This window comes from Pseudomonas rhizozeae (assembly GCF_031583775.1).
In the GTDB taxonomy this organism is placed as follows: Bacteria; Pseudomonadota; Gammaproteobacteria; order Pseudomonadales; family Pseudomonadaceae; genus Aquipseudomonas.
Genome location: NZ_JAVLSB010000053.1, coordinates 160,062 through 186,467 on the forward strand (window position 1 = coordinate 160,062; position 26,406 = coordinate 186,467).

The following is a 26,406-nucleotide window of genomic DNA, read 5'->3' on the forward strand; positions in this document are numbered from 1 at the left end:
TCTGGAGTAAAGACCCGCATCCGCGACTGCACAAGCCGCGGATGCGGGGGGACGATCAACGCTCGATTTTGATTTCGGTACGACGGTTCTGCGCGCGACCGTCGGCGGTTTTGTTGTCCGCCACAGGTTGGCTTTCGCCGGCACCGGTCACCGACACGAAACTGCCGCGCGGTACGCCATCCTCGATCAGGTACTCGACCACCGAGTGCGCGCGACGATCCGACAGTTTTTTGTTGTAGGCATCACTGCCCACGCTGTCGGTGTGACCGGTCACGGTCAGTCGGGCTGTAGCGGCTTCCTGCTTCAGACGGGTTGCGACGGTATTGAGTTTGTCTTTATCGGCAGCGGTCAGCTTGGCGGAGTCGAACTGGAAGTGCACATCGCGGATGACGATGGTTTCTTCCCTGACGACAACCACTTCCTCGACCACAGGCGCAGGCACGGGTGGTGGGCAACCGTCTGCGTCGACCTGCACGCCTTTCGGTGTACCCGGGCACTTGTCGCGACTGTCCGGCACGCCATCACCGTCTTCGTCGCCATCGCCGTGCACCCAGCAATAAGCCGCCGCCAGGCCACCGACCACCAAGGCACCACCGCCGGCCCACGATGAACTTTCCGTTGCACCGAGACCTGCACCGACGACACCACCGACCGCCGCACAGGTCGGCCAGTCGGTTTTCTGCAAACCTGCGCAACCAGTCAACACACTGGTTAGCAGAACCAAGGGTAATGCTGTCCGAACTATGCTCATCTAGTTTTCTCTCCTGAGGGATCGGCTTAAAACCGATTCAGGGAGTAAAGACCCGAGTTTTAATCTCCGCCAGCAATAGGCCATCGTTGTTTTGCCCAATGTTCACGGAAGATCGCCGTCGTTCTCTTAATAACGCGCTAGGCCCGAGCGTTGCGGCAGGCTAGTCTTTGCGGTTCTGATTGAGGACTTTCGATGATTGCCGGTATTTCTCCCCGCACACCGCAGCAGGCCCTGGCTGCCCTGCTCGACCGCTATGCTCCGCAGAATCTGCTGCTGGTCGGCGCCAGCGAGTTCCCCGCGCTTGAGGCCTTCAAGCTGGCGCACCCGGACACCTGCGTCGCCCATGCCGCCCCCGGCGCGCTCTCGGCGGAACTGGCGGGCCGGCGTTTCGATCTGGCCCTGGCCGTCGACTGCCTCGAACATTTGCCCAAGCGCGACGGTCTGAACCTGTTAGGCGGGATCCGTAACCTCAATGCCAGCCGCATCGCGGTGCTGGCGGATTTGCCGGCCTGCGGCTGGCAGGAGACCGATTTCTTCTCCCTGGCCTTGCAAGCCAGCGAACGATTCCAGCGTGACGAACAGGTACTGACCCTGTTCACTTACGATTTGCTCGACTACAAACAAGTCCCCGACTGGCTCAACTCAAGGTTCTGGGCCAATCCGGAAAACTTCGGGAAATATTGGTGGTAACGCAATGATCTGACACCTTGCAACCGTTAGATCCCCATTGTATTAGATGGCAGCCCCTTACGACCTCATAGCCTGAGTTGGTGATTAAGGGGCGATCTAATAGCCCCTAAATCTGCAAAAGCAGAACTAAGGGATTGGGAGTCTGGTCAATGCAGGGGATGGTTGATGGAGCTTGTGAGGGCAACTCAAGATTTTGTGATTGATGGGCAACCTTACCCGGGGTTCCCCATTCTTCTGTGGGACTCGATGGAGAGTTGCGTCCCCGCCAATCAGTTCTTTCGCACTTACTTGCTTCGCGGGGAGATCGGGTCCAATCGTTCCTGGCCCAGTACTGGGCGCGCTCTTTACGATTTCTTCAGCTTCCTCCAAGCCCATGAGTTGGACTGGCACGACGTTGATCGTGGCGAGGCGAAGAGTCTGGTGGCAGCTTATCGGGACTATTGCCTGACAACGTGCAAACTGACACAGAACACCACTCGCCAGCGCTTGACTTACATCTGCAAGTTCTACAAGTACGCCCTCAACGAGGGGTGGGTGAAACGTGTGCCCTTCACCTATGAAGAACGCAAGGTAAAGCGTGAAGCGAGCTTCCTTGCGCATGTAGATGCCAGTGGCGGAAAGGCCATGGCAAACGATGTAATGCCCCGTACCTACAAGATCTTGCCCAAGTTTCTGAGCATGGCCGAGATCAAATTGCTCCTGACCGCAGCGGAGAACCCCCATCATCGGATGATGATGCGCTTAGCGCTGTATACGGGTCTGCGCCGCGAGGAAATAGCTGCCTTCCCGCTGGTCTATGTGTTCGACCCGGACAAGGCTGGAAAAACCGAACGCAACCTGCGCATTCAGCTCGATCCGTTTGACGGCAGCGGCATGGTGACCAAAGGCAGCAAGCGGCGAGATATTCGAGTTAGTCGCCAATTCATGGCCGATCTGTATCGCTATGTGACGAAGGTGCGCGGCGAGCGTGCCTCGCTGAGCAAGACCCCGCAAAAGGCATTGTTCCTCAATAAGTCCGGGGAACCTTATGGAGACAACGGCAAGAGTCTAAACCGGATCATCAGCGAGACTGGTAAGCAAGCTGGAATCAAGGTCCATACGCACATGCTACGGCATACTTACGCCACCCAAACTCTGGTCAGCCTTCAGCGTAACCCTACGAGCGGGCTGGACCCACTGGTGTTTGTCCAGCGGCAACTCGGCCACAGTTCGATTCAGACAACCATGGTGTACCTGCATCTGGTCAACGAAATGGCCGACCAAGCGGTGCTGGCCTATGACGATGAGTTGAACGCATTGGCGGAGGCGGGCTAATGGGAAAGCGCAAGGTATATGCAAAGACCGACCTCAGCGTCCCGCAAATCGAGTACAGCCACGACATGGCAGGCAATGTGGTCATTCTGCCCGAGGTCATCCCGCCGAGTCACACCACAATCAAGTTCAAGCGGAACGCTACCACCAGCCGTAGCTTCGATTTTGCCCGCTGGTATGGCGCTGGCATCGACCCCATCACCTATGCCTGCCAGCGTCAGATCGAGCGCTTCCTCTCAGATGGGGAAGCTGTGGTTGCAACTAGCACAGTGACTGCCAACTGCAACGCGCTGCGCAGCTTTCTCAATTACTGCATGTTGCGGGCAACGGCATTTGGCCGAGAATTGGCTTTGGCCGATGTAAACCGAGACCTGATCGACGGTTATCTCGGCCACCTCGCTGGGTTAGGAATGACAACTACAACTCAGAAAGCCTCCTACATGAAGACCAAGTCCGTACTGCTCCCCTTGGGGCGGCGTGGGCTGATCCACTTGGTCACGTCCGGTGATGCGGCCACCTTCCCGAATAATCCCTTTCCGAAAAGCAACCGCAAAGCCAAGGGCGAGAAGGCGCTGTCCAAACGCGAGCAGCAAGCGTTAACGGTGGCGCTGCGGCAGGCAATCAAGCCGATCTGGGACGACGACGCACCTGTGACCGGTGAACTCTTAAGCGTTATCCTGCTGATCGTGGCACTGCACACTGGACGCAATAACACACCGCTGCTGGAAATGTGTCGCGATTGCCTGCGCCCGCACCCCAAGGACAATACGGTGTTCCTGGTGCTATGGAAGCGGCGCGGCTATAACTCCAGCAAGGTGGCCCTCCGCGCTGAGTCAGACGCCGAACGCCTTTTGGAATCCACGCCGAGCGTGAGAACCAACGTGGAACGGTTGATCCGTCGCGTGATGACTCTAACCGCGCCTCTGGATGCAGAGGCACCGGTCGATCTCAAGGGCCGCGTGTGGCTGTATCGCACTCGCGCCGGGAAAAATGCCGGCGAAATCCATGCGTTGAATGCATCATCGTTGGTATGGGCAGTAACCAGTCTTGTAGCTCGCTATAACCTGACCGACAGCTGCGGAAAGCCACTACGCATTAACATCTCTCGTCTGCGCAAGACATTCGCCAACCGCATCTTCGAGTTGGCCGATGGCGACTTGGTGACAACCGCCGCGGCCCTCGGCAATACCCCTCGGGTAGCCGACCAAAATTACTTGGCGCCCGGCGAAGTCGCCCGACGCAACTGGCAGTTTATGGGTGAGGTACTGGTGCAGGAGTTGCTAACCCAGGCCATTGGAGCGACCTACAAGGATACCCCCATGGGCCGCTGCGCCGACCCGGTGAGCGGCCAGTACGCCCCGAAGCGTGAGGGCGCGACCTGCATGAACTTCATAAACTGCCTGCGGTGCAGTCACTACGCGGTGACCGCAGATGACCTGTACAAGCTGTTCAGCTTCTACTTCCGCGTGCTAACCGAGCGCTCTCGAATGGAAAAACGGCGCTGGGCACGAACGTACGCCCACATCCCCCGTTTGATCGACCACTACATCGTTGCCGAGGGTCTTCGTCGCGGCACGTTCAAGGCAGCCGTCGTAGAGGCATCCCGTGAGCGTGCCCGCACCCTACCACATCCGTTCTGGTCGGTTGATCTGATTGACAGCCTGGAAGTCTTTGCATGAGCGAAAAAACCTTGGCGGCAACAACTTGTGACTCCTTTGCAGCCCAGCCTGGCGATGTGTGTGGGCTTCCCGAAACTGAACGCGATGCCCTAATTGTTAGCAGCACTCAGGTCGATGAAAAGTGGGTCACCCTCAGCCGCTACGGCGATACTATTTGGCATCTCGTCGGTTTCGCCAACAACGTGGAAATGAGCAAGAAGCGGCTGGACTTCAGCACCGTACCGCCTGCGTTTCAAGAGGTGATGAAGGCGATTATGTACCTTTACCTACGACGGGGGCGCAGCAGGGGCGTAAGGCCTAAGGGCGGCTCGATGAAAAGTTTATTCCTAAATGCAGTTCCATTCTTACGCCACTTGGAGGCGCTTAAGCTCGATCACATTGGCGCGGCGACGCCCATGATCTGCCGGGCATATGTGAACATCTGCAAAGAGGACCGCCATACCATTCGATCTAAGGGGAAGCCACTTTCGAAAAGTGGAATGGAATCCCGATTCCAAGCCGTCGAAGCGCTCCATGAACTCAGTCAATACACCGATGACCGGATGCCGAAGCATCCATGGCCCGAGACTTCCGCGAAGGCACTGGCAGGCCGCACGGGCAGTGGACTCAGAGACGGCAGCAAAACACTACTGATTCCCGATGACGTGTTCTGCATTCTGTTCGAGCGAGCCTACCAGCAAGTTGAACGCGGTCATCAACTGCTTGACCTCCGCGATGCACTGGATGCTCTAAAGACTGATAGAAAGGGCCAACCTGCCAGCACCCTCAACGTTGCCAAGAATCTCCAACTTGACGCCCTTGGTTGGGAGGGCGGTCTGAGGAAACTCAAAAAGGCGCTATCCGATCTACGGACTTCTTGTTACATCGTCGTAGCCAGCACCTCCGGCTGTCGCAACCATGAGCTGAGCAACCTACAGTCAGGCGCACACCACCGTACCGAGGACGATGAGGGCACCATTTACCACTGGATGCGCTCTCGGTCGGAAAAAACCGATGCAGGTATGCATGACTGGATGATCCCCGAAGCGGCTGTGCGCGCACTGCGCCTGATGGAACGCTGGAGCGCGCCCTATCAGGCCATGCTAGCCGCCGAAATCATGCAGCGGCGCCGCGCCAATCCATTTGATCCACAGATCGTGGAGGCACAGAAGCATCGCCATGCGCTCTTTATCGGCCTAAATCTAACAACTAACCAGGCACGCACGCTTTGCAACAAAACTTGGAATCTACTTTTTAAGGAGTTCGCGAAGGATTGCGGTCTGAGTTGGAAACTTTCTAGCCATCAGTTCCGCCGCAAGTTCGCCAACTACGCCGCGCACAGCCGCTTCGGCGACCTGCGCTACCTCAAGGAGCATTACGCACACTGGTCGTTAGACATGACCTTGGGCTACGCCATGGACGATAGCTGGGGACGGAATCTGGACCTAGAACTGTACGCCGATATTCAAGGTGAGTTGGAGGACATAAAACTCGGTGTCACGGACAACTGGCTAGGTGACGATCCCTTGGCCGGGGGCTATGGCAACGCGCTCAAGCAGTGGCAGCGGGAGCCGCAAAACTTATTGATCTTCAAGGATCACACCTCGATGCTGAAATCTATTGCCGAGAGCACCGCAATTCGCAGCAACGGCCATGCCTGGTGCACGGCGGACAATGACGATTGCGTCGGCAACACCCTTGAACGAACGCGATGCGGCACCTGCAACCATGCCGTCATCGGACGCAGCCACGCGGCCATCTACCAACGACTCTATGATGATCTGAAAGGGCTGCTGCATTGCAAGGACATTGGCGAGGGCGGCCGCCAACGCATTGAGCGCGACCTGAATCGCTGCCGCGACGTACTGGTACAGTTGGGAATGGACCCGGAGACTTTAATCGCATGAAACTCAAGGACAAGGTGGCCAACTACAAGCCTGCTGAGGATCGCGAAAAGGATCTGAAGCTCGCCCTTCTCCGCATCCAGAAGGGTCGTACCCGCACTGGAGAATCCAAGGTTACTATCGCAGCAGTCGCCCGTGAAGCGGGCGTATCGACAGCGCTGATTCACAACCACTACCCACGAATTGCCGAAGCGATCCGGGAGGTTCAAGGTCGTTCCAGTCGCGCCATGCGTGATGTGAAACAACAAGACTTGATTACGGAACGCAAGAAGTCCGTTGCGTACCGACAGGAGATCGAAGAATTGCGGGCCAAGGTCGCCAATCTCGCATCCATCAACGAGGTGCTGATGTACGATAACCGTGTGCTCAAAGCAAAGCTGAATGACCCTAAGGTGGTCGAGTTCACTTCAAGGAAGCCGCATGGATAGGTCGATTTTGCATAGCATGCATTCGCACCCTTTTGCGTCGAGGGAAAGGTCATATCCTTAGTAACCGAAGCCTATATTACTCCGTGTAAACCACTTTGGTTCCTTGTTAACCACGGTGGTTTACAGTGCAAAAATTAGGCTTACAGGATTTTGGCCTGCCTGGCCCCCGTAAGTGTCCTGCGTTTGATCGCCACCTGAAAACCATCCCTGCGTCGATACAATGCACCGATCCGACGAAGTGATATATAGCGCTTTAAAGTCATTACTCGAGTGTTTCCAAGTCTCTAGCGTTTACTCGGTTTTGGGGTAACGCTTGCGTAGTTTCGAGACGCCCTCGGCGACCTCAAGACGCTCAATCTCTCCAATGACATCCTCAAGGACCTTCGCAACAGATCGATTATCCTTTAGGGCGTAGCTACCGACCATCAACGTTTTGGGGTGCGTACCGAGCACAGCAGCAATGTTGTCGAGCTTCTCGATAGTCGGAGCGTACAGTCCTCGCTCCATTGTGCTGATGTAAGTCCGACTGCTGAGGGTGGAAAAGTCCTCCTGCGTCCGGCCTTGCTTCACACTAAGCCACCAAAGAACTGTCCCGGCAGCACTTTTCAATTCCACTTTGCATGCCCTGCAAAAGGAACGATAAGGCGCTTTCGAACAGTATATGACTACAATCTATACTGCTCATGTCGAGGGTTCGCCGTGTTCATAACCAATAGTCAGGCAGAAGTGAAAGGCTCTCAAGTAATGCTGGAGCCTGGCCACCAAGGTTGGCATTTTGTTCAACTACATCTGATGTCACCTTGGTTTCATACAACGATAGTCAGATGCGAGGACGGCCTAGAGTTCCACGACGTGGTGTTCGTGGATAGCTTGCAAGCGCTAACGTCCCTTCTGGAGCTAACGGAAGCGGGAATCCAAGTGAGGTCGGTACAGTTGGTGTCACCTGGGTGGCTCAACGGCACCGGTGACTGGCACATGGATACATTGCTGGAAATCGCTCGAAGTCAGGATGGGACCTCACTGCGGTATACCCTCCATGATGGCCGCCATTTCTATTTCCCTGAGGCCCAGCCAGATGCCTCAAGGGAATACAGTGTGATGGTATTTCCAACACGGGAGGACGATGGACCGTAGCCTTCAGATTTTTGATGCGTGGTATTAGACGCATGAATAGTTTTAGTAATACCCGCTCAATCCAGTCCGGCAGACCGAAGCCTAGTGTGAAAAAGGCAGCTGTGGCACAGTTACGGTTGTGCACAAAAACGCCCATGCGGGTGACGTAGATTTCGCCCCCTACGTTACCAATGGAAAATTCTGGTCTGAAAACGATCACTGAGAGCAGCAATCCATTTCAGAACACAACTCGGGAAGGTGATCAGATTTTCCAATGTTGTCACCACTCCCATTTCCGTCGACTCCAATAATCCTGCCGTTCGGGCATTAGGCTTGTTGCAGTTCGTTCGAAATGCGTTCGCCAAAAAGGTGGACACCACCTGTCGCAGAGGTCAGATATCGACCCAAGGCTGACGGTGGCGGCATACAGCCATAAGCGATCGGGGGAAAGGCTAGTGGCCGACCTGACCAACGAAATATAGGAAGGTCTAGCGATGCCTAGCGAATTTTGCTAGATATCGCTAAATTTACGTTTAGTTGACCGCAGCGATGACCTCTTGTTTGCATATGCTGACGTTCAGGCCAAAGTTTCGGGTCGAGGACGACTGTAAATTCTAAGTGGATTGCAGCCCATCGCGACAGGCACCTATCGGCCGACTCAGCGATCCTCGATGATGTACGCAATGGGTCGATTTCATCTGATCGCGGCCATAAGTGGATCTCAGATCCAGATCTACTTTCAACCTAAAGTGGCCGTTCGACAGGCTTCACACTGAGCATTAAGCTCGACTTCCTTAGAGGTACGTCGCTAGTGAATACCTAGGAGTGCGATTTTTTCCGATTCAGACCCACGAACCTGCTCGATAACGTATTCGTACAAACGAAACCAATGATAGCCATTCGATACGTCTACGAAAGTAGGTAAGATTCATAGGTACTATTTTGGAAACAGTAATCAATGTATATCACTGAAATTGAAATCACGGACCTCCGAAGCTTCAAGGGGACCCAAAGTGTGTCTTTGGCCCATGCAGATGGTAGCTACGCTGGATGGACTGTTTTCGTAGGAAGAAACGGGGCCGGTAAAAGCACCCTTCTTAAATCAATCGCCCTTTCGGTTATCGGCCCATTGGCGTCCAGATCTCTAGCAGGAACGTTTACGGGGTGGGTCCGCGCTGGTAAAAAAGTAGGTACCGTAGCCGTTCGCTTAGAAGGCGACAAGAGAGATAGCTTTCAACCTGGCGGTAGAACCACAAAAGATCCGTTTTGGGTAGGCCTTCAATGGACTTCATCTCACTACGGGACATGGACCAGTCAATCAAGTGACTTTCTCGATCGCTGGATGATAAAAGAGCCCAAGACTCGTCAGAAAATTCCCGATAGAGGTCCATGGAAAGATACCCCAAGAGGATGGTTCATTGCGGGGTATGGCCCTTACCGCCATCTTGGTCCTCCCCCAGCTGAAGTAATTAAACTAAGCGGCGATCCTGTTCTTGCTCGGCTTGTGAATCTTTTCAATGAAACTGCAACGCTTTCAGATGCCATTGATTGGTTAAAGCAGCTTCATCATCGTAGTCTCGAAAAGAGAGCCGGTGCAGAAGGTCTAAAGTCCACAGTTCTTGACATCTTAGGTGAGGGATTACTTCCTGACGGAAGCGTAATAAAAAAAGTCAACTCCGATGGATTATGGATCCTGCGTGATGGCGTGGAATTGCCACTCGAAGAAGTTAGCGATGGTTATAGGACTGTAGCCGCTTTAGTTGTCGACATATTGAGACGATTATACGAAGCCTACGGATCACTAGAAATATCTAAGGATGCTTCCGGAAAGTCAATCTGTAATCTTCCCGGGGTTGTTATAATTGATGAAGTAGATGCGCACTTGCATGTGGCATGGCAACAAAAAATAGGATTTTGGCTAACAGAAACTTTTCCACTGATACAGTTTCTAGTTACCACCCACAGCCCTTTTATCTGTCAAGCGGCGAGTAGTAATGGAATTATACGTCTTCCGGCGCCTGGTGATTCGAGAAATATTGAACATATAAGTGAGGGTACATGGAGTGCCGTCGTGAATGGTGGAGCCGACGACGCCGTCATGACGGATTTATTTGGTTTGGAACATGCGCACTCCGAGCGCGCTGAGGAGCTGCGCCAGGAAATTGCTACCCTCGAAGCTAAAGTCATACGAAATATGGCTACTGAAGCAGATATTGCAAAATATGAAATGCTCAAGGATTATATCGGAAACGATATGGGTACTCTAGCCGACCTAAAATTACGAGCAATTTTAGGGGGCAATGGGTAATGCGCCGCCTGATCAGACCGATACTCACGACAAATACTATTAGGAGCCTAGGTAGGGTTACTAATCGAATTTTGGCAGCTCAGAACCCTAAAGCTCGGGCTGAGAAAAGCTGGGATAATAAACCTGGCGTGGCATTTTCAGAAATAAGGAGGAAGCTTGAAGGTATGGCTTCTGGGCGAAGCCGTTGTATGTATTGTGAGGATAGTTTCGGAACTGATATAGACCATTTTTGGCCTAAAGCAGATTATCCTGAACGGGCGTTTCTCTGGGAAAACTACCTTTTAGCTTGCAGTTTCTGTAACAGCAATTTAAAACGGAAATTATTTCCTATTGATGCAGCGGGCTCGCCACTGCTGATCGACCCTACAGTAGATCATCCCGAGCTACACCTTGGGTTACTGCCAACTACAGGAGAGTACATTTCTCTCGGAGTAAAGGGAGCTGAATCAATAAAAGTTTTTGGTTTAAATGATACGGCGTCCTCCAGGAATCTTCCACTTGGCAGAAGACAAGCATTTGTCTGCCTATTGGCACTCCTTAAAGAATACGATAGCGTCCATGTAAACGACCCTAACAAAGCCAACGAGATTCGATTAGCAGCTAAAGATTTTCCATTTAGCGCCGTACTAAATTGGCTAGTAACCACAGCCCAACTTCCCAACGGACCATCAGTTTTGGGAGCAGATGTGGCAGGCCTTATTCAGACTCATAATGTTCAAGGGTGGCTTTAGGTTTTATTATCTTTTGTTAATAGAAATCAATAGGTAAATCACGCTACCCACGAAAAGCCTTTTACCCCCAACAACTGGTAAAGCGTGATCGGTCGCTGCTGGCCGACTACTGCTTCTCGCTAACGTCAGCTTCGGGTGCCGATCACGGCAACAAAGCGTGCTAGTCAAATCTGATGCACTCGGTGGTCAGAACGAATGCAAAATGGGTGGGCAAGCCTGTGCAATTACTCACCCGCAATAACCCTAGTCAATTTATTGTTTCTGCCTCAAGATCGGGCATACTAGAACACAACATAATTTAACGAAAGACTCATTAAGTCGACGGTTAGCTCACTAAATCGCCGGTTCGGGTATATAGAACAAACAGCCGATACCTTTCAATCACCTCTAGAGTCCCACTCCATTCATGAAGATTACCCGTATCTGGTTTTCTGGAATTCGGGCGCTCAATACGCCTGAAAAGAAATCGTCATGCAGCGGCTGGATGGATCTACCAACCGCCCTAACGCAATCGAAACCCATCGAGCCAGGGGAGATAAATATCTTGATCGGCGAAAACGGTGGTGGCAAATCGACGGTCATCGATATGATTCGGGCAGTGGCCTTTCCAGAAGTACTCGCTTCGCTCCCAAGAGAGAATCCACCGAATGGAACCCCACCAGCCTTCGAGATTGAATTCGAGGGCGGTGACAGACTTGTCTACCGCTTCTGTGCTCCCCTAGATGATGAACTGGACGGAGCGGAGTACGTAGGCTGCTACCAGTTTTGGCGCAATGGCAACGAATCTGCATACTTAAATGAAGGCGATCTTTACAAGCATGCACCAAACAGCCCCATACCCAGATTTTTTACGTTTGAAAACATTAAGTACCGTAACGGCTCTCACCCGGAAGATATGTTTGACACGAAGTTCGTGGATGAGCTCAATGCAATTCGTGAGCATCTCCAAGGCTTGGCGATCAAACCACGCGGACCAATGGCAAAGGACCTGCTGAATCGCAGCTCTCTTCAAGCTGCTGAAAACGGTCTATTGAATGTATGGTTAGACGATGACCATAAGATGTCCAACCAATTGCATGGCCAGTGGCTCCCTTCGGGGTGGAAAAACTTCGCCGCGATTGTAGCTTGGCTAAGGACCTGTCCAAACGAAAGCATCTGTCTAATCGAAGAGCCGGAAATCCATTTGCATCCAACTCTAATACGTTACCTGATGAATAGCCTGATCAATATCGCTAGGACAGAGAAAAATCAGCAACTTTTCATCAGCACCCACTCAGCTGCCCTGATTAATATCGCGACAAAAGACAAACTGAAAATCTTCCAAAGCTACGGCACCTATATTGACTGCAAACCGGACCTAGGAGCAGTCCTAGACCGCATGGGATACATGGCATCAGACATTCTTCAGGCCAACTGTGTCATCTGGGTAGAGGGGCCGTCCGACCGCTATTATTTAAACCACTGGATTAAGGGCATCGCCCCGGAATTGCTAGAAGGCACACACTACTCGGTCATGTTCTACGGGGGCCGCCTACTCAGCCACCTGACTGCTGAAGATGACGACGATCACAACCTAAGTGATCTAATCAGCCTGACCACTTTAAACCGTCACTCAGCGATCCTGCTCGACAGTGACAAGGACAGTCCCTACAAGCGAATCAACACCACAAAGAAACGGATCATCTCCGAATTCAGCTCAAGCAAAGAGCGGTACGCTTGGGTTACCAAGGGTCGTGAAGTAGAAAACTATCTAAACATGGACAAACTTGAAGCGATCATCAAGGAGGTACATCCCTCGGCAGCCAAGATCGCAGAGAAAAGCACCTGGTCCAATCTGCTGGAATATAAAAAACCTAGGGCTAGGAAGATCAAGACAGCGAACAAGGTAAAGGTCGCAACCCATTATGTAGCCAGCCATGCACAAGACTACAGTGTGCTCGACTTGAAGCTACGCATACAGGAGTTATGTGAGTTTATAAGACGCTGGAATCCGGGGCACACGCCGAACGCCGTTGTGGTTCCTGTTGATCCCATTGCGGACAACGTCTACCCGGCGCTTTCAGCCCAGCGCGTGTAAAAACACATGCACCGTTTTGAAGTCTGGACGGCTAGCGTAACTCCGTTTCGCCATTGATCGTGGTAAGCGTTACGTTGCCTCCTCGCCTGATATTAAGCGTGGGGCGCCTATTTCCGGCAGCAGCAAAATTCCGAGCGTATAGCAGAATCCCTTGCCCTCTACTACAAACGCGTGCTCTTCCAAGATCATGTCATCTGGCTCCTGAGGAAACCAAGCTTTTGCTGGAAATGCTCCAGCATGACCACTTGGCGTCCATAAGGAGTTCTGAAGTAGCGATCCTGGTGGGACCTCTATAGTTTCCCTTTTTGTAGCAAAATAAGCGCCTGAGCGAAACGCAGCCTTGTTCGACGATGCCCAGTCCAGGAATCCATCTTTGGCGGCAACCACGATCACCCGGCCTCTCGCCAAATCCCGCCATTTCAGCGCTGCCGCGGTAAGACTGACCCCGTACCGATTTGCGCAGTGCATCAGCAGGTCAACTGAAAACCGTTGAGAGTCGATTTGCTGCCGAAAGTCATCAGCGGGCATCAGCAACGCTGAGGAAAACGAGTCGGCTTCCGCTTCGATTTCACGTTCCAAAGCGTCGGTGCTCGAAGCTGAGTTTTGAGAGCATTTGAACTCATCACGCCCGCTTCGATGCATCAGGTAATGGCCAAACTCGTGAGCCAAAGTAAATCTAATCCTCCCCGGTGATTCGAGCTGATCGTTGTAGGCAATCATCCATTTAGAGCCAGCCAAATTTCGTACGAGCAGCCCTTCAAAGCCAGGCAATGCACAGGGTTTCACATCCGTTATAGGGTCCGAAAATATCGAACCATAGATCTCTAACGCAACCGTCTTGACGTCAATGGGGAACAGGAAGTCCTTGGAGACGGCATGCCGGACATTTTCCAAGACATTGTTTGCATGGAACGTTGGCGTGCCGTCCACTGTTAGGAACCCTTCCGGAACACGTCTAGAAAGGCTTCGAGCTTGGCTTTGTCTTCGTCTTTCAACTGTTTGTATTTCCGAAAAAACGCCTCGTCCCGCACTGACTGATCAGGGGAACCCGACTCCTCGTCCATAAGGTATTGCGCAGTCACACCGAGCACTGCGGCAATCTTCGAGACCTTGTCAGCTGACGGGTTTGGTTTGTCCCGGTTCTCGAGCTCCCAGAGATAGCTTTTGCTGGATTCAGTCTCAGTTGCAAGGCGGTCCAGCGACATACCTAACTCTCGACGCCTTTCATTGATTTTTTGGCCTAGGAAGGATGCCACGACATTTCACCTCTCATTTTGGTTCATCAAATATACCACTACACCGAACGCCATCGTACCTGTTGACAGGCATAAAGATAGCAGGTAATAATTCTCCTGCGTTCGGTACACCGAACGATTAAATACCATTATGGAGAACGCAACATGATTAACGATCACACATTTGAACGTCAAAAACCGTCTGAATGCCAAGGTTCTACAATCGAGGTGGCTGACCAAGATCTGCAATATCGCCAAGTTCGACTCGATGACCTTACGCCGACGGGCGCTCAGATCGCCGCAGCTGCCGGCTTTAAGCCAGATCAGATTCCAGTAGTGCTGCGAGTACTGCCATCGGGAGCTCTGGAAGATATCCGTCCAGAGGAAAATGCGGAAATAACCCACAAGACCAACCGCTTTATCGTGGTTGAGTCTGATCGTAAATACTTGCTGGCTGTGGATGGTGCCCGTATCGAGTGGCCGTGCAGACACATTTCTGGCCACGCAATTCGCACCCTCGCGGATGTGGCACCAAATAAACTTTTGCTGCTAGAACGCGAGGACGAAGCAGATTTAGAGGTCGAAGATACCCACTTCATTGACTTGGACAACCCGGGAGTAGAACGTTTCATTACTCGAAAGGCCATCTGGAAGCTGAACATCCAAGGCGAGGTGTACGAATTCAGCACTCCGACCGTACCTGTTCGCGAGGCAATGTTGAAGGCCGGCTTGGACCCCAACCTGATCTGGCAAGTCTTCCTCATGGTCAAAGATATGCCCAAACAATCGCTGACCGTCAGCGACAGCATCGACCTGCGGGCGCCTGGCATCGAGAAGCTCCGCTTGACTCAAAAAGATGTATCCAATGGAGAGGCTGCGCCGCCACTTCGCCGCGACTTCAAATTGCTTCCGCGTGACGAACAGTATTTGGATGCTGTTGGTCATCGCTGGGAAACCCAGGTAACCAAAGAAAATGGGCGCTGGCTGGTGATCCAGGGATACTCCTTGCCTCCAGGTTTCTCCGAGCAGACTGTACAACTGGCACTGAACATTCCTGAGGGTTACCCATCCACCATGCTGGACATGTTCTATGTCTACCCATCCGTTCGTCTCGCCAACGGTGCTGGCATACCTTCGACCGAAATTGTGGGCACACTCGACGGCGTCACGTTCCAGGGTTGGTCGCGTCACCGTCCCTGGAGTCCTGTCAGTGACAACGTAGTCACTCAGTTGGCAATGGCAGAAGGTTGCCTGCTTAAGGAGGTGGGACTGTGACAGCACAATCTCGACTCGTGCTAACTGACGTAATCCATACCTCGCTCCGGGAACATTTGTTCCCGGGCGATGGAAAGGAAGCCGCAGCCATTTTGATCTGTACGCGCTCCCCTGGCACTGATCTAAAGCTTCTTTCGAAGAAACTCATTTTGGTGCCACATAACGAATGCTCGGTCCGCACACCTGACACCATCACTTGGCCTGGCGAATACCTGGAGATGGCCATCGATGATGCATCCCCGCAATCGCTTTCAATCATCTTGGTTCACTCGCACCCGGGCGGTCTGTTCGACTTTTCCTGGGTGGATGATGCAAGCGATGCCAGCACCATGGTCTCGCTCAGACAGGGCGTAGAGACGCTCCATGGCTCTGCAATAATGGTCCCCGGAGGCGCGATGCGTGCCCGGGTATATCATTCGGACTGTACCGTCGAGGAGATCGCAATGGTCACAGTGCCTGGTGACGACATTCAGTACTGGCCGGCGCAATCTGCAATAGGGAAACCGACGATGGCGTTCACGTCCGACATGTCGGCAGCGCTCAGCCAGTTAACTGCGGCAGTGATCGGCGTATCCGGTACTGGGTCAATAGTTGCAGAGCAATTGACCCGGCTTGGGTTCAAAAAAATCATCTTGGTCGACCACGACCATGTCGAGGAAAAAAATCTGAACCGGATACTTAACTCCACAATCGTGGACGCGAAATCTCGACGCGCGAAGGTCGATATGTTCGCCGATGTGATCCGGCGTATTCGTGGTACTGACATTGCACAACCAATTAACGCCTCCATTTTTTCAAGGGAAGCTGTACTGGCGGTAGCCGATGCTGATGTACTATTCAGCTGTGTTGATACACACCAAGGCCGAATGGTCTGCGACCTTATGGCATCGAGCTTCCTGATTCCTCTGTTTGACGTTGGCGTGAAAATCCCTACCCGGCTGTCACCTGCGGGCTTGCGCAAGATTCATGATGTTCAAGGGCGTGTGGACTATGTCAAACCCGGCGGGTCCACACTGAGGGACCGCAGAATCTTCACTCCAGAATCACTCTATGCAGAAGCCCTATTGAACACAGATGCGGATGCCCACCGGGATCAAGTCGCACGCGGTTACATTGCAGGCATTCAAGAAGAGGCGCCGTCGGTGATCACTTTGAACATGCGAGCCGCAAGTGCCTGCGTGAATGAATTCATCGCCCGCGCCTTCCCGTTTCGTGAAGAGAGCAATGTGAACTATGCCCAGACGACGTTCTCACTGTCCGGCTGCCTGGAGGAGTTCGAAACGGAGAGCTCGTTTGAAAAACAAGCCAATCCTCAGCTCGCGCTAGGCGGTGAGGAACCGCTTTTGGGGCTACCGGACCTGGGAGCACCCTAAATGAGCCTTCTCAAAACGCTCGTCCGAAGGTTTGTGCTCAAGATCGAGCGATTTCTCCCCCCAAGACGATTGATCGTCGTCCAAGGGGATGTCCTCCCGGCACGAATGCCGATCCGGTCGATTGTTCTTGCTCAGGACGGGCAAGAGGACTGGTGCATAGGCATGCAATGCCCCTGCGGCTGCGGGCACACCATTGAATTGCTCGTCATCGACGAAGCAAAGCCACGGTGGGACTACAGCGTTAACGCCTCAGGCCTCCCGTCTCTTCAACCGTCTGTGTGGCGGAACAGTGGCTGCCGTTCACACTTTTGGCTAAGGAAGGGGCGTATCCAGTGGGTGTAGTGAGTTTTTAAATGAGAGTGGTTTAGAAACAGTAGCGATTTGACTTTGTCGCAAGATGAAAGTTAGAACACTCAAGCCCTACATACCACTCAAATAAAGGAAATGCACAGCTTGTTCATTTTGGAACGGACACACTCGTGCATCTTATTGATGGTAACGACAACCGGCCAGATTCTTATACATCCCGGGAAGATATGGGCGAAATATTAGAACTTTCCTGGACCAATGAAAGTGAGCCCATCATGAATTATTTTTATTGATAAAAGCAGGCTCTTCACTCGCTCTCTACGTAACAGGTAAGGCCGCCTGCGCTCATCATTCAAGATACTTAATTATTAATTCTACCTAAATAAACTAACATTACAGAAAAATGTAAAATGGTTATCGTTTAGGTGACTTTCGACTGTCATCGGCATTGTCGGTGAATTGATTAAGACTTTCGATTTGCGAAAATTTTTTAGGGAGCCAAAACTTCGATAGTGCCGCGTCGACACTTAGCGTGCGATTTTCGACACCAGAACTCGGAGACTCGGCTACCTGCATCGCCCTAGTGCTTTCAGATCTAAATTTATCGCGCCAAGTTCCGGGGAGACTACTGAGCCTAACAATTTTCTCAAGATAGTACTCTCCACCTGGCGTCGCACTGGATGACTTTCCTGAAAGCGCTAGCTTCGTTCGTGACATAATCTCATACGCCCAATCCGTATCGCATATCAATGCTTCTCGAAGGTAATTAACTAGGAGCAGAATGATGAACTCGGGAGCGTTTTTTTCGTAAATACGCGCAGACTCTTCATATCGCTTACGCCCCCGTTCGTTATCCCCGAGACGGTATTCAAGCATCCCCAGATTCGCTAAGGCGTGCGCTGAGATGCTCCAATCATCGCTAGCCACCATATCATTCAAGTCTCGGTAGGCTTGTTCAACCTCGACCAAGATGGAAGCTGGTGGTTCACTGAGGTCGGTCTTAGCTATCCACGCGAATATTTGATTAAGTTTCAGCGTCGGATTTTGAGGGTTAGCAATCAGCCCCTTATTGGCAACAAGAGTTACAAGCTCATAATGATCGAGTAGCGAGGCTAGATAGGAGGCTGCGATAGCTGGACCTATGGAATAAGGCTCCTGCTCGTACCATGCCATTGCGTACTTTAGAGCAAGGGGTATTTCCTTTTTACTGTAAGCTTCCCAATACTGCGCCTCATATGCCACAAGCTGAGTATTTAGAGGAATTTGAATAAGCTTCTTAAGATTTGAACTTCTTTCCGCCCACTTTGCCTGCGCGAGAGAGTTTTGGTTAGGTTCAACCAAAGATTGTTTAAACAGTTTTTTTGCTTTTTTTTCAGCTCCATTGATTAGCTCCAAAGTACCAAAAGAGCTAGCTAGTTCAGAGGTATGAATTGGCTTTATATTTGATTCTAGCAATCGCTTACCAACCGATAAAAGTTTAGATTGCTTTTCAGCTTTGCGAGAGACAGCCATTTCTGTGGCCACCAGCCAAGGGTCTGACTTTACGTATTCATTTTTTAACAGCACATGGTGAGCTCTGTCAGGCTCTTCGAAATGTACAAACACACGAGATGCGACTCGGGTTATCCATCGGTGATTTACACCTGCGTGCAGAGCACCGAGCATAGCTTTAATCGATTTATCTTTCTCCCCGAGAATTGCGTACTCACGAGACAAGTCTGCCCAGGCCAGCGGGTTGTTCGGGGCGCTTGCTAGGAGTTTCTTTAGCTTGGATACTGGATGGCCTAACAGTGGATTAGGTGTTACTTCTGGCGACCCTATGGCCTGCTTAATAAGTCCTGCGAGGCTCGGGGGTACAAAACCTTGCTCATTCAAATAAGACGCAGCCAAATAAGCTGAAGCACGATCATTTTCAATAATCGCAACATTGAGGAGCTCCACTGCAATACCGATAGTTCTATGACCCTCAAACTCCAAACGTATTTCGGCGGTTGTTTCCATCGGTAAAAAAACCTTGTTGTGTTTTTTTATCGAATTAAGCTCGGGTAGACTGGCTGCTTGCTTGGATGTCACCCACGCAGGCAAAACGTCTCTCTCGCTGTCAAATAATTTCACAAACTGATCTCGCCTGAAGTTTTCTTGGGCATCTTACGCGCCTCAATGATTGCTTTGAAACCTAGCCTATCTAATTGAGATACAAACCTGTTAATTCCAAGGTCCTGGTTTTTAGCACTTATCGTCTTACGGGAACCACGCTCGCTATATGCTGGAGTACCGCACTGACGAATGATGTCAATTACTTCACTCCCCAACCAATTAGGAAGTTGCTGCTCCCACTCTAGGAGCACCTCTTCAAACACTTGAATTAGGTAAGGCAGCGCATCCACATAAGAAGCATGGTCGCCCTCCCAAGCTGCTGGAATGAGCGCTACCGGTAGGCGATCTCGGAAAACCGAGTTCAAACTTGTATTAAAGAACAAAAAGCTTATTAGAGAAGCAAACTGGTAAAGATCACAGCGCTGGCGCCTGTCTTTCCAGTTGTCAAGTGAATGACCGTAAAGCTGTTCAGGAGGTGCATACGCATAGTCCCCAGCAATATCATACAAATCATTTGAACTTCTAACATCCTGTTTGCTAGCTCTTCCTAAATCGCCTATTTTGGCGGTTTCGCCGCCGAATATCATGACATTAGATGGCTTTAGATCTTGATGAGCTATCTGAGCACCATGCAACTGAATGAGTCCGGAGGCAACATCCCTCAGGTAGTACAGCTTCACCGAAAGATCGACGTACTCTGATTTACCTATGTAGTTTCTTATGTCGCCCCCGTCTGCCAACTCCATAATCATGTATGGTACCGCGCTGAATTGTTCACCAGCCAGTGGCGGGAGGTTCACTTGGCCGTGTGCTAGAATCTTCACTATACGCTTCATATTTTTATCAGCGCATAGTGAATGAAGCTTAGTTTCAAACTCATATGCTTGAAGGTGGGCCAACAGCATGGTGGTAAAGACTTGGCCAGCAGCAACTGCTTCATTAATTGGTGTAAGTATATCGAACGCCTTGAGAAAGGCCTTACGGTCTCCATTGGAGACTTCATAGGAAAATGAGAAAAACCCCCCTGACCCACCGTTTCGGCGCCCGGTAGGGATAATTTTGCCTACCTGCCAACCATCACTCAAAGCCATACCAGCTAGTCGTGCTGCAGGATTTACATACGCCGTGCTCATCGTTGATTTCCCTATCGTGCGTGCTGCATGAATTTATATCGCAATACTAACTGTTTTCGCTTCCAGAGAAGGTAGGCTTTCTACTCAAGGCTCCCCGCCCTCGTTACCCGCGAGACGTAGCTTGGCGCCTCCCTTGAATGTCGTCGATGGGTCGGTGAGCGACCACCAAGCAATGTGACTGATCCCCTCTGTCCGGCCCCAACGTGGGGGCAATCGTCGGCTACAACTTGCCAACTGCGGTCGATACTCAGCACCATTTGATCGTTGCTCACAAACTGACTACGTCGGTTCCGATCGCGATCAACTCAACACGATGGCCAAGCAGCCCACGCTAGGCGACGGCGTAAGACACATTGTCGGTAGTGGCTGACCGAGGTTACTTCAAAAGCGCACAAATCCTGGCTTGTCACAATGCAGGCATCATCACCTATGTGACCAAGCCAATGACCTCCGGGGCTGACGGGCGCTTCTATAACGGTGCCCTCTCTATGCCACATCAGAAAACAAACACATTTGTCCGGCTGGAGACGTCACCGCAGGATCAACACTGTCAAATCTAAGTGCACTTAAGTCGAGTTCGTGGACAAAATTTTCTTCGGTTACGTAATCGATTCTGAAATCGCGCGCCCGCTGACCGTCATAGACTAACCTCCACCTCTGACGAACGCTCAAATGAGGGGTTGCCATGGGTTTGCAATGAGACCGATTGGCAGTCACGCACTCGTCCCAAGCGTAAAAATACGTAAAAAAAGTTAGATTAGGTAAGTGACTGATTTATGGAAGATAAAACACATGTAACTGTTAGTAAGGCTCCGGATTCAGTGAGTACATCCATTTGCCCTTGCGGCAGCGGCACCCTGCTCGACGCCTGCTGCGGCCATTACCATGCCGGCCACCCGGCACCCTGCGCGGCGGCGCTGATGCGCTCGCGCTACAGCGCTTACGTGTTGGGCCTGGTCGACTACCTGGTCGGCACGACGATGCCAGCGCAACAAAGCGGTCTCGATCGCCAGTCGATCGCCGATTGGAGCGCGCAAAGCACCTGGCTCGGCCTTGAGGTGGAAAGCTCGGAAGTCTTCGGCGGCCAGCCCGAGCACGCCTTCGTCACGTTCACCGCCCGTTGGCACGACAGCACCGGCGAACACAGCCACCGCGAGCGCTCCTCTTTCGTACAGAACGCCGGGCGCTGGTACTTCATCGATCCCACCGTGCCGCTCAAGGCCGGGCGCAACGATGCATGCCCCTGCGCCAGCGGGCAAAAATTCAAGAAATGCTGTTCGAGCTACTTCGCCACCTGACTTGACGCCAAGGGACTAGACTGGGGCTCAAGGGAGAAACACCACCATGATCACCCGGCGACTCGCGCTGCACCTTTTTACGCTACTGCTGGCACTCGGTCTCACCGGATGCGCCTCGTGGTTCAGTGACGATGACGGGCCCGAACCACAGGTGCATCTGGTTAAGGTCGAGGTCGTGCGGGCCAAACTGATGGAGCAGAAATTTCTTCTGCACTTTCGCGTCGACAACCCCTACGACAGCGACCTGACCGTGCGCGGCCTCGAATACCGGGTGCACTTGGGCGACATTTTGTTGACCGAGGGCGAGCATGAGCATTGGTTCACGGTGGGCCCGAAACGCAGCGCGTACTTCAAGGTGCCCGTGCGCACCAACCTCTGGCCGCAGATTCGCGAGCTGGTGAAAATGCTGAAAAAACCCGAGCAGGCCATCCCCTATCGTCTGGAAGGTGAGCTGGAAACCGGTTTATTCATCGCGGACTACGTGCACCTCAGGCGCAATGGCGTGATAATCGCCGCCGATTTAATTCCGGAGCGCAACTGATGACCCAGCAACCCCACGTCCATGGCCCTGACTGCAACCATGATCACGACCATCACGATCACCATGACCACGATCACGGCCATGTCCACGGCCCGAACTGCGGCCACGCTCACCAGGAACCGGTGCGCAACGCCCTGAAAGACGTCGGCCGCAACGACCCTTGCCCGTGCGGCAACGGCAAGAAATTCAAGAAGTGCCACGGGGCTTGAGGCCCTGACGCACATCCTGTGGGAGCGGGCTTGCCCGCGATGAGGCCGTGTCAGTCGCCATCGAGACTGAATGTGCTGACGCTTTCGCGAGCAGGTTCGCGAGCAGGCTCGTTCCCACGGGCAATCGATCAGTGCCGAGCATGAGTGTCGAGATAATCCGGGCCTTTTAGCGCCATGCCGATATTTCTCACGCTCAGTCATTGAATTTCCCGCACTTGAGCATCACTTCATCTGACAGGCAAGCCATCCAGTGCAAACAGGACGACCTAATGCCCACGGCGGCTGTTCGCTCTTCCCTGCGTCCTTGATTTGGAGTTCTGCATGATCGACTTGTATTACTGGACCACACCCAATGGCCACAAGATTTCGCTGTTCCTCGAAGAGGCCGGCCTGCCGTACACCGTGCATGCGGTGAACATCGGTCAGGGCGATCAGTTCAAACCCGAGTTTCTGAGGATTTCCCCGAACAACCGGATTCCGGCCATCGTCGACAACGAGCCGGTGGATGGCGGCGCACCGCTGTCGGTGTTCGAGTCCGGGGCGATTCTGCTGTACCTGGCGGAAAAAACCGGCCAGTTCCTGCCCAAGGATCTACGCGGCCGGCAACTGGCGCTGCAATGGCTGTTCTGGCAAATGGGTGGCCTGGGGCCGATGGCCGGGCAGAATCACCATTTCAGCCAATTCGCTCCGGAGAAAATCCCTTACGCGATCAAGCGCTATGTCGATGAAACCGCGCGTTTGTATGGTGTGCTCGACAAGCAATTGGCGGACAAGGAATTCGTCGCTGGCAGCGAATACAGCATCGCGGACATGGCGATCTACCCGTGGATCGTCTCGCACCAGTGGCAGAGCCAGAACCTGGACGACTTCCCCAATGTGCAGCGCTGGTTCAACCGCATCAAGGAGCGCCCGGCAACTGTGAAGGCCTACGCCTTGGCCGCCAGGATCAACCCGCCGAAATCCTGACAGTCGCCGCTGCGAGCCTTTTGTGGCGAGGCAGCTTGCTCCCGCTGGGCTGCGCAGCAGCCCCAAAAATCCCGGCGATCACCGCCATTTTGGCCAGTGCTCCGCACTGGAGCGGGAGGAAGCTCCCTCGCCACGGGGGCTCCGTCCCGGGTTTATCCGACAAATCCTGAAATAAGATTCCCGCCCCGCTTGCGCGCCCTGCTCCTGCTCACTAACGTAGCGGCTTTATTGCGCCTCTACCCCGCCCCGCAGGAGCTTTGCCATGGCCTCGCCAGCCCTTTCATCCTTTTTCCCCCGGTTCGGCGTTGCCGCAGCAGTGGTGGGTGCTCTTAGTCTGAGCGGTTGTCAGACCTGGGACGCCCAGGACAGCCTCCCGCCCACCTCCGGGGTGCAGCCGCTCAAGGGGCTGGCGCAGAATGTTTCGGTGCGGCGCAATGCCATGGGCATGCCGTTGATCGAGAGCAACAGCTTCCACGACGCCCTGTTCGCCCTCGGCTATGTGCATGCCAGCGACCGCATCGCGCAAATGGTCACCCTGCGACTGTTGGCCCAGGGCCGCATGGCGGAAATGTCCGGTGCCGAGTTGCTGGACGTCGATCGCTACATGCGCGCAGTCAACCTGAAGAAAAGCGCCGACGAGCTGTACAAGGCCTCGTCGCCACGGCTCAAGCGCTTCTTCGAAGTGTATGCGCGGGGCGTCAACGCCTACCTGTTCCGCTACCGCGACAAGCTGCCAGGCGACCTCGCCAGCAGCGGCTTTAAACCCGAATACTGGAAACCGGAAGACTCGGCCCTGCTGTTCTGCCTGCTGAATTTCAGCCAGTCGGCCAACCTGCCGGAAGAAATCGCCTCGCTGGTGCTGGCGCAAAATGTCACCACTGACAAACTGCCGTGGCTGGCTCCGGCGGCCCCCGATGAACAGTTGAAAGTGGCTGAAGGCGAAAAACTCAAAGGCCTCAAACTCAACGGCCAGGTGCCGGGGTTGACCGAGCTGAGCAAAGCCACCGGACAGTTCGCAGGCCTCAATCTGCTAGCGTCGTCCGCCAGCAATTGGGCCATCGCGCCGCCACGCAGCCGCAGCGGCAAGAGCCTGATGGCCAGCGACAGCCACTCGGCGCTGGGCGTGCCGTCACTGTGGAGCTTCGTGCAGATCCGCGCGCCGAAGTACCAGGCGGCCGGCGCGTCGATCGCCGGTATTCCGATGATTCTGCAGGGCTACAACGGCAAAGTGGCCTGGAGCATGACCCAAGTCACTGGCGACAATCAGGACCTATTCCTGGAAAAACTCAAGCGCCAGGGCAACGGCCTCAGCTACGAGGCCAACGGCAAGTGGCTGCCGGTGGGCGTGCGCAACGAAACGTACTTCGTCAAAGGCCAGCGCTCGTTCCGCGAGCCGATATACGAAACCCGTCATGGGCCCCTGCTCAACAGCGCCCAAGGCACCGCGCTGGCCAACGGCTTCGGCCTGGCGTTGCAGACGCCGAGCCTGACCGACGACAAAACCCTCGACGCCTTCTTCGACCTGACCCGCGCGCAGACCCTCGAAAAAGCCTCGGACGCCAGTCGCGAAATCCGCGCCATCGCCGTCAACATGTTGTTCGCCGACGCTGGCAGCATCGGCTGGCAAGTCACTGGGCGTTTCCCCAACCGTCGTGAAGGCGAAGGCCTGTTGCCGTCGCCGGGCTGGGAAGGTCGCTACGACTGGGACGGTTACGCCGACGCGATGCTGCACCCCTACGATCAGGACCCGGCACAAGGCTGGCTAGGCACCGCCAACCAACGGGTTATCCCCCATGGCTACGGTATGCAACTGTCCAATTCCTGGGCCGCGCCCGAACGCGGTGAACGCTTGGCCGAGATGGCCGGCGCCAGCAAGCACGACACCCGCAGCCTGATCGCCATGCAATACGACCAGACCACCACCTTCGCCGCCAAGTTGAAGAAAGTCTTCGAAGCGCCGGGCATGGCCAAACCGCTGAAGCAAGCGATCGACGCGTTGCCGCCGGCGGACCGTGACAAGGCGCGTGAAGCCTACAGCCGCTTGCTGGCGTTTGACGGCCGACTCAGCCCGGTGTCGGCGGACGCGGCGATTTATGAGTTGTTCCTGCAAGAAAGCATGAAACAGATATTCCTCGACGAACTCGGCCCGGAAGGCAGCCCGGCGTGGAAAGCGTTGGTGGCTAATGGCGAATTGTCCTACGCCGCCCAAGCCGATCACTTGCTCGGCCGCGAGGACAGCCCGTTCTGGGACGACCAGCGCACTCCGCAGAAAGAAGACAAACCGGCGATCCTCGCCCGCAGCCTCGCCGCCGCCATCAGCGCCGGCGAAAGCCAACTGGGTGCCGACCGCAAAGCCTGGCAGTGGGGCAAGCTGCACACTTACACCTGGAAAAACAGCGCTGGCCAGACCGTGCGCGGACCATTGGCCGCTGGCGGCGACCACACCACGCTAAACACTTCGGCTTACGCCTGGGGCCAGGACTTCAACACCACCGCCGCCCCGACCTTGCGCATGATCGTCGACTTCAGCCAGACCGAACCCCTGATGGGCCAGGGCGGCAGTGGCCAATCGGGCAACCCGTCCAGCCCCTATCACCTCAACGGCCTCGACGCCTGGACCAAAGCCCACTACCAAAGCCTGCCGCTGCAACCGCAGAACTTCGACAAGGTGTATGGCAAAACACGGCTGACGCTGACACCGGGGAAATAACCGGTTGACTGGGCCCTCCGGGGCTCGGTGCGGCGATGAACAGCGTTGCAGTGACTGGGCGGGCCATGCAGATGTATTGCCTGATAAGACGCCATCGCTGGCAAGTCGAATCGTCGCACCGCCGCTCCCACAGGGTTTGGGGACATCCGCCTCGCCAGCAGGGAGATAGCCTTCGTCGGAACGCCGCCCGGAGCCGGCTCGCTCCCACAAGGGGAACACGAACAATCCGAAGCCAGGTCGGCTACTAGGCCGCCTCGGCGAATCGCTTTTGATCTGGCTTTTGATCTGC

At 53.8% G+C, this 26,406-nt stretch carries 22 protein-coding genes and 1 pseudogene; 17 read left to right on the forward strand and 6 right to left on the reverse strand.

Annotation, left to right across the window (positions count from 1 at the left end; genetic code table 11):
• Positions 1-55 precede the first annotated feature (55 nt).
• On the reverse strand, positions 56-751 hold the full coding sequence (locus RG836_RS19105) for a PA1041 family peptidoglycan-binding anchor lipoprotein (protein ID WP_310848435.1): 696 nt from the start codon (positions 749-751) through the stop codon (positions 56-58).
• A 192-nt stretch (positions 752-943) separates the two neighbouring features.
• Here RG836_RS19105 and RG836_RS19110 point away from each other — a divergent pair, with 192 nt between their 5' ends.
• From RG836_RS19110 to RG836_RS19130, 5 genes are all read left to right on the forward strand, one after another.
• Positions 944-1,441, forward strand: coding sequence for a DUF6231 family protein (locus tag RG836_RS19110; protein ID WP_310848436.1), 498 nt, complete (start codon positions 944-946; stop codon positions 1,439-1,441).
• 165 nt (positions 1,442-1,606) lie between these two features.
• Positions 1,607-2,755: a tyrosine-type recombinase/integrase gene (locus RG836_RS19115; RefSeq protein ID WP_310848438.1), complete on the forward strand. Its 1,149-nt coding sequence runs from the start codon at positions 1,607-1,609 to the stop codon at positions 2,753-2,755.
• The gene (locus tag RG836_RS19120; protein ID WP_310848440.1) at positions 2,755-4,431 is read left to right on the forward strand and encodes a hypothetical protein; all 1,677 of its coding nucleotides are present in this window, start codon (positions 2,755-2,757) and stop codon (positions 4,429-4,431) included. Before RG836_RS19115 ends, RG836_RS19120 begins: the two co-directional genes overlap by 1 nt.
• Entirely contained in the window at positions 4,428-6,317 is a 1,890-nt protein-coding gene (locus tag RG836_RS19125; protein WP_310848442.1) for a site-specific integrase, read from the forward strand. The genes RG836_RS19120 and RG836_RS19125 overlap by 4 nt, the downstream gene beginning before the upstream one ends.
• Positions 6,314-6,742, forward strand: a complete 429-nt coding sequence (locus tag RG836_RS19130; RefSeq protein WP_310848444.1) for a TetR family transcriptional regulator — start codon at positions 6,314-6,316, stop codon at positions 6,740-6,742. Before RG836_RS19125 ends, RG836_RS19130 begins: the two co-directional genes overlap by 4 nt.
• 291 nt (positions 6,743-7,033) lie before the next feature.
• Here the strand turns inward: RG836_RS19130 and RG836_RS19135 are convergent, their stop codons facing one another.
• The gene (locus tag RG836_RS19135) at positions 7,034-7,357 is read right to left on the reverse strand and encodes a helix-turn-helix domain-containing protein (RefSeq protein ID WP_310848445.1); all 324 of its coding nucleotides are present in this window, start codon (positions 7,355-7,357) and stop codon (positions 7,034-7,036) included.
• A gap of 1,456 nt (positions 7,358-8,813) precedes the next feature.
• Here RG836_RS19135 and RG836_RS19140 point away from each other — a divergent pair.
• The 3 genes from RG836_RS19140 (at position 8,814) to RG836_RS19150 (ending at position 12,971) form a co-directional block, all read left to right on the forward strand.
• Positions 8,814-10,163: an AAA family ATPase gene (locus tag RG836_RS19140; protein WP_310848447.1), complete on the forward strand. Its 1,350-nt coding sequence runs from the start codon at positions 8,814-8,816 to the stop codon at positions 10,161-10,163.
• A complete protein-coding gene (locus RG836_RS19145; protein ID WP_310848449.1) occupies positions 10,163-10,894 on the forward strand; it encodes an HNH endonuclease family protein in 732 nt (243 codons plus the stop codon). Before RG836_RS19140 ends, RG836_RS19145 begins: the two co-directional genes overlap by 1 nt.
• Positions 10,895-11,300: 406 nt before the next feature.
• Positions 11,301-12,971 (forward strand): ATP-dependent nuclease, encoded by a 1,671-nt coding sequence (locus RG836_RS19150; RefSeq protein ID WP_310848451.1) that lies wholly within the window; start codon positions 11,301-11,303, stop codon positions 12,969-12,971.
• Positions 12,972-13,040: 69 nt separating this feature from the next.
• Here the strand turns inward: RG836_RS19150 and RG836_RS19155 are convergent, their stop codons facing one another.
• Together RG836_RS19155 and RG836_RS19160 are read right to left on the reverse strand one after the other, a co-directional pair.
• The gene (locus RG836_RS19155; protein WP_310848453.1) at positions 13,041-13,901 is read right to left on the reverse strand and encodes an ImmA/IrrE family metallo-endopeptidase; all 861 of its coding nucleotides are present in this window, start codon (positions 13,899-13,901) and stop codon (positions 13,041-13,043) included.
• A gap of 2 nt (positions 13,902-13,903) precedes the next feature.
• A complete protein-coding gene (locus RG836_RS19160; RefSeq protein ID WP_079301519.1) occupies positions 13,904-14,227 on the reverse strand; it encodes a helix-turn-helix domain-containing protein in 324 nt (107 codons plus the stop codon).
• A gap of 144 nt (positions 14,228-14,371) precedes the next feature.
• On the opposite strand from RG836_RS19160, the gene RG836_RS19165 reads away from it, so the two are divergent.
• The 3 genes from RG836_RS19165 to RG836_RS19175 all read left to right on the forward strand — a co-directional run bounded on the left by RG836_RS19165 (position 14,372) and on the right by RG836_RS19175 (position 17,196).
• Positions 14,372-15,481 (forward strand): multiubiquitin domain-containing protein, encoded by a 1,110-nt coding sequence (locus RG836_RS19165; protein WP_310848456.1) that lies wholly within the window; start codon positions 14,372-14,374, stop codon positions 15,479-15,481.
• Entirely contained in the window at positions 15,478-16,854 is a 1,377-nt protein-coding gene (locus tag RG836_RS19170) for a ThiF family adenylyltransferase (protein ID WP_310848458.1), read from the forward strand. The genes RG836_RS19165 and RG836_RS19170 overlap by 4 nt, the downstream gene beginning before the upstream one ends.
• A 162-nt stretch (positions 16,855-17,016) precedes the next feature.
• Entirely contained in the window at positions 17,017-17,196 is a 180-nt protein-coding gene (locus RG836_RS19175) for a ubiquitination-like system serine protease family protein (RefSeq protein WP_310848477.1), read from the forward strand.
• A gap of 381 nt (positions 17,197-17,577) precedes the next feature.
• On the opposite strand, the gene RG836_RS19180 is transcribed toward RG836_RS19175, so the two are convergent.
• Positions 17,578-19,278, reverse strand: a complete 1,701-nt coding sequence (locus RG836_RS19180; protein WP_310848460.1) for a hypothetical protein — start codon at positions 19,276-19,278, stop codon at positions 17,578-17,580.
• Positions 19,275-20,393 carry a protein kinase domain-containing protein gene (locus tag RG836_RS19185; RefSeq protein WP_310848462.1) on the reverse strand — a complete coding sequence of 373 codons (1,119 nt, stop codon included), beginning with the start codon at positions 20,391-20,393 and terminating at the stop codon, positions 19,275-19,277. Before RG836_RS19185 ends, RG836_RS19180 begins: the two co-directional genes overlap by 4 nt.
• A gap of 212 nt (positions 20,394-20,605) precedes the next feature.
• On the opposite strand from RG836_RS19185, the pseudogene RG836_RS19190 reads away from it, so the two are divergent.
• The 6 genes and pseudogenes from RG836_RS19190 to RG836_RS19215 all read left to right on the forward strand — a co-directional run.
• Positions 20,606-20,922, forward strand: a pseudogene (locus RG836_RS19190) (IS5/IS1182 family transposase); the annotation flags it as partial.
• Positions 20,923-21,214: 292 nt separating this feature from the next.
• Complete coding sequence (locus RG836_RS19195; protein ID WP_310848464.1) at positions 21,215-21,691, forward strand: YchJ family protein; 477 nt, start codon at positions 21,215-21,217, stop codon at positions 21,689-21,691.
• A gap of 46 nt (positions 21,692-21,737) precedes the next feature.
• Positions 21,738-22,232, forward strand: a complete 495-nt coding sequence (locus RG836_RS19200; RefSeq protein ID WP_310848466.1) for an LEA/WHy family protein — start codon at positions 21,738-21,740, stop codon at positions 22,230-22,232.
• Positions 22,232-22,441 carry an SEC-C metal-binding domain-containing protein gene (locus RG836_RS19205; protein ID WP_007906737.1) on the forward strand — a complete coding sequence of 70 codons (210 nt, stop codon included), beginning with the start codon at positions 22,232-22,234 and terminating at the stop codon, positions 22,439-22,441. Before RG836_RS19200 ends, RG836_RS19205 begins: the two co-directional genes overlap by 1 nt.
• A 321-nt stretch (positions 22,442-22,762) precedes the next feature.
• A complete protein-coding gene (locus RG836_RS19210) occupies positions 22,763-23,407 on the forward strand; it encodes a glutathione binding-like protein (RefSeq protein ID WP_310848469.1) in 645 nt (214 codons plus the stop codon).
• Positions 23,408-23,669: 262 nt separating this feature from the next.
• Entirely contained in the window at positions 23,670-26,117 is a 2,448-nt protein-coding gene (locus RG836_RS19215; protein WP_310848471.1) for a penicillin acylase family protein, read from the forward strand.
• Positions 26,118-26,406 lie beyond the last annotated feature (289 nt).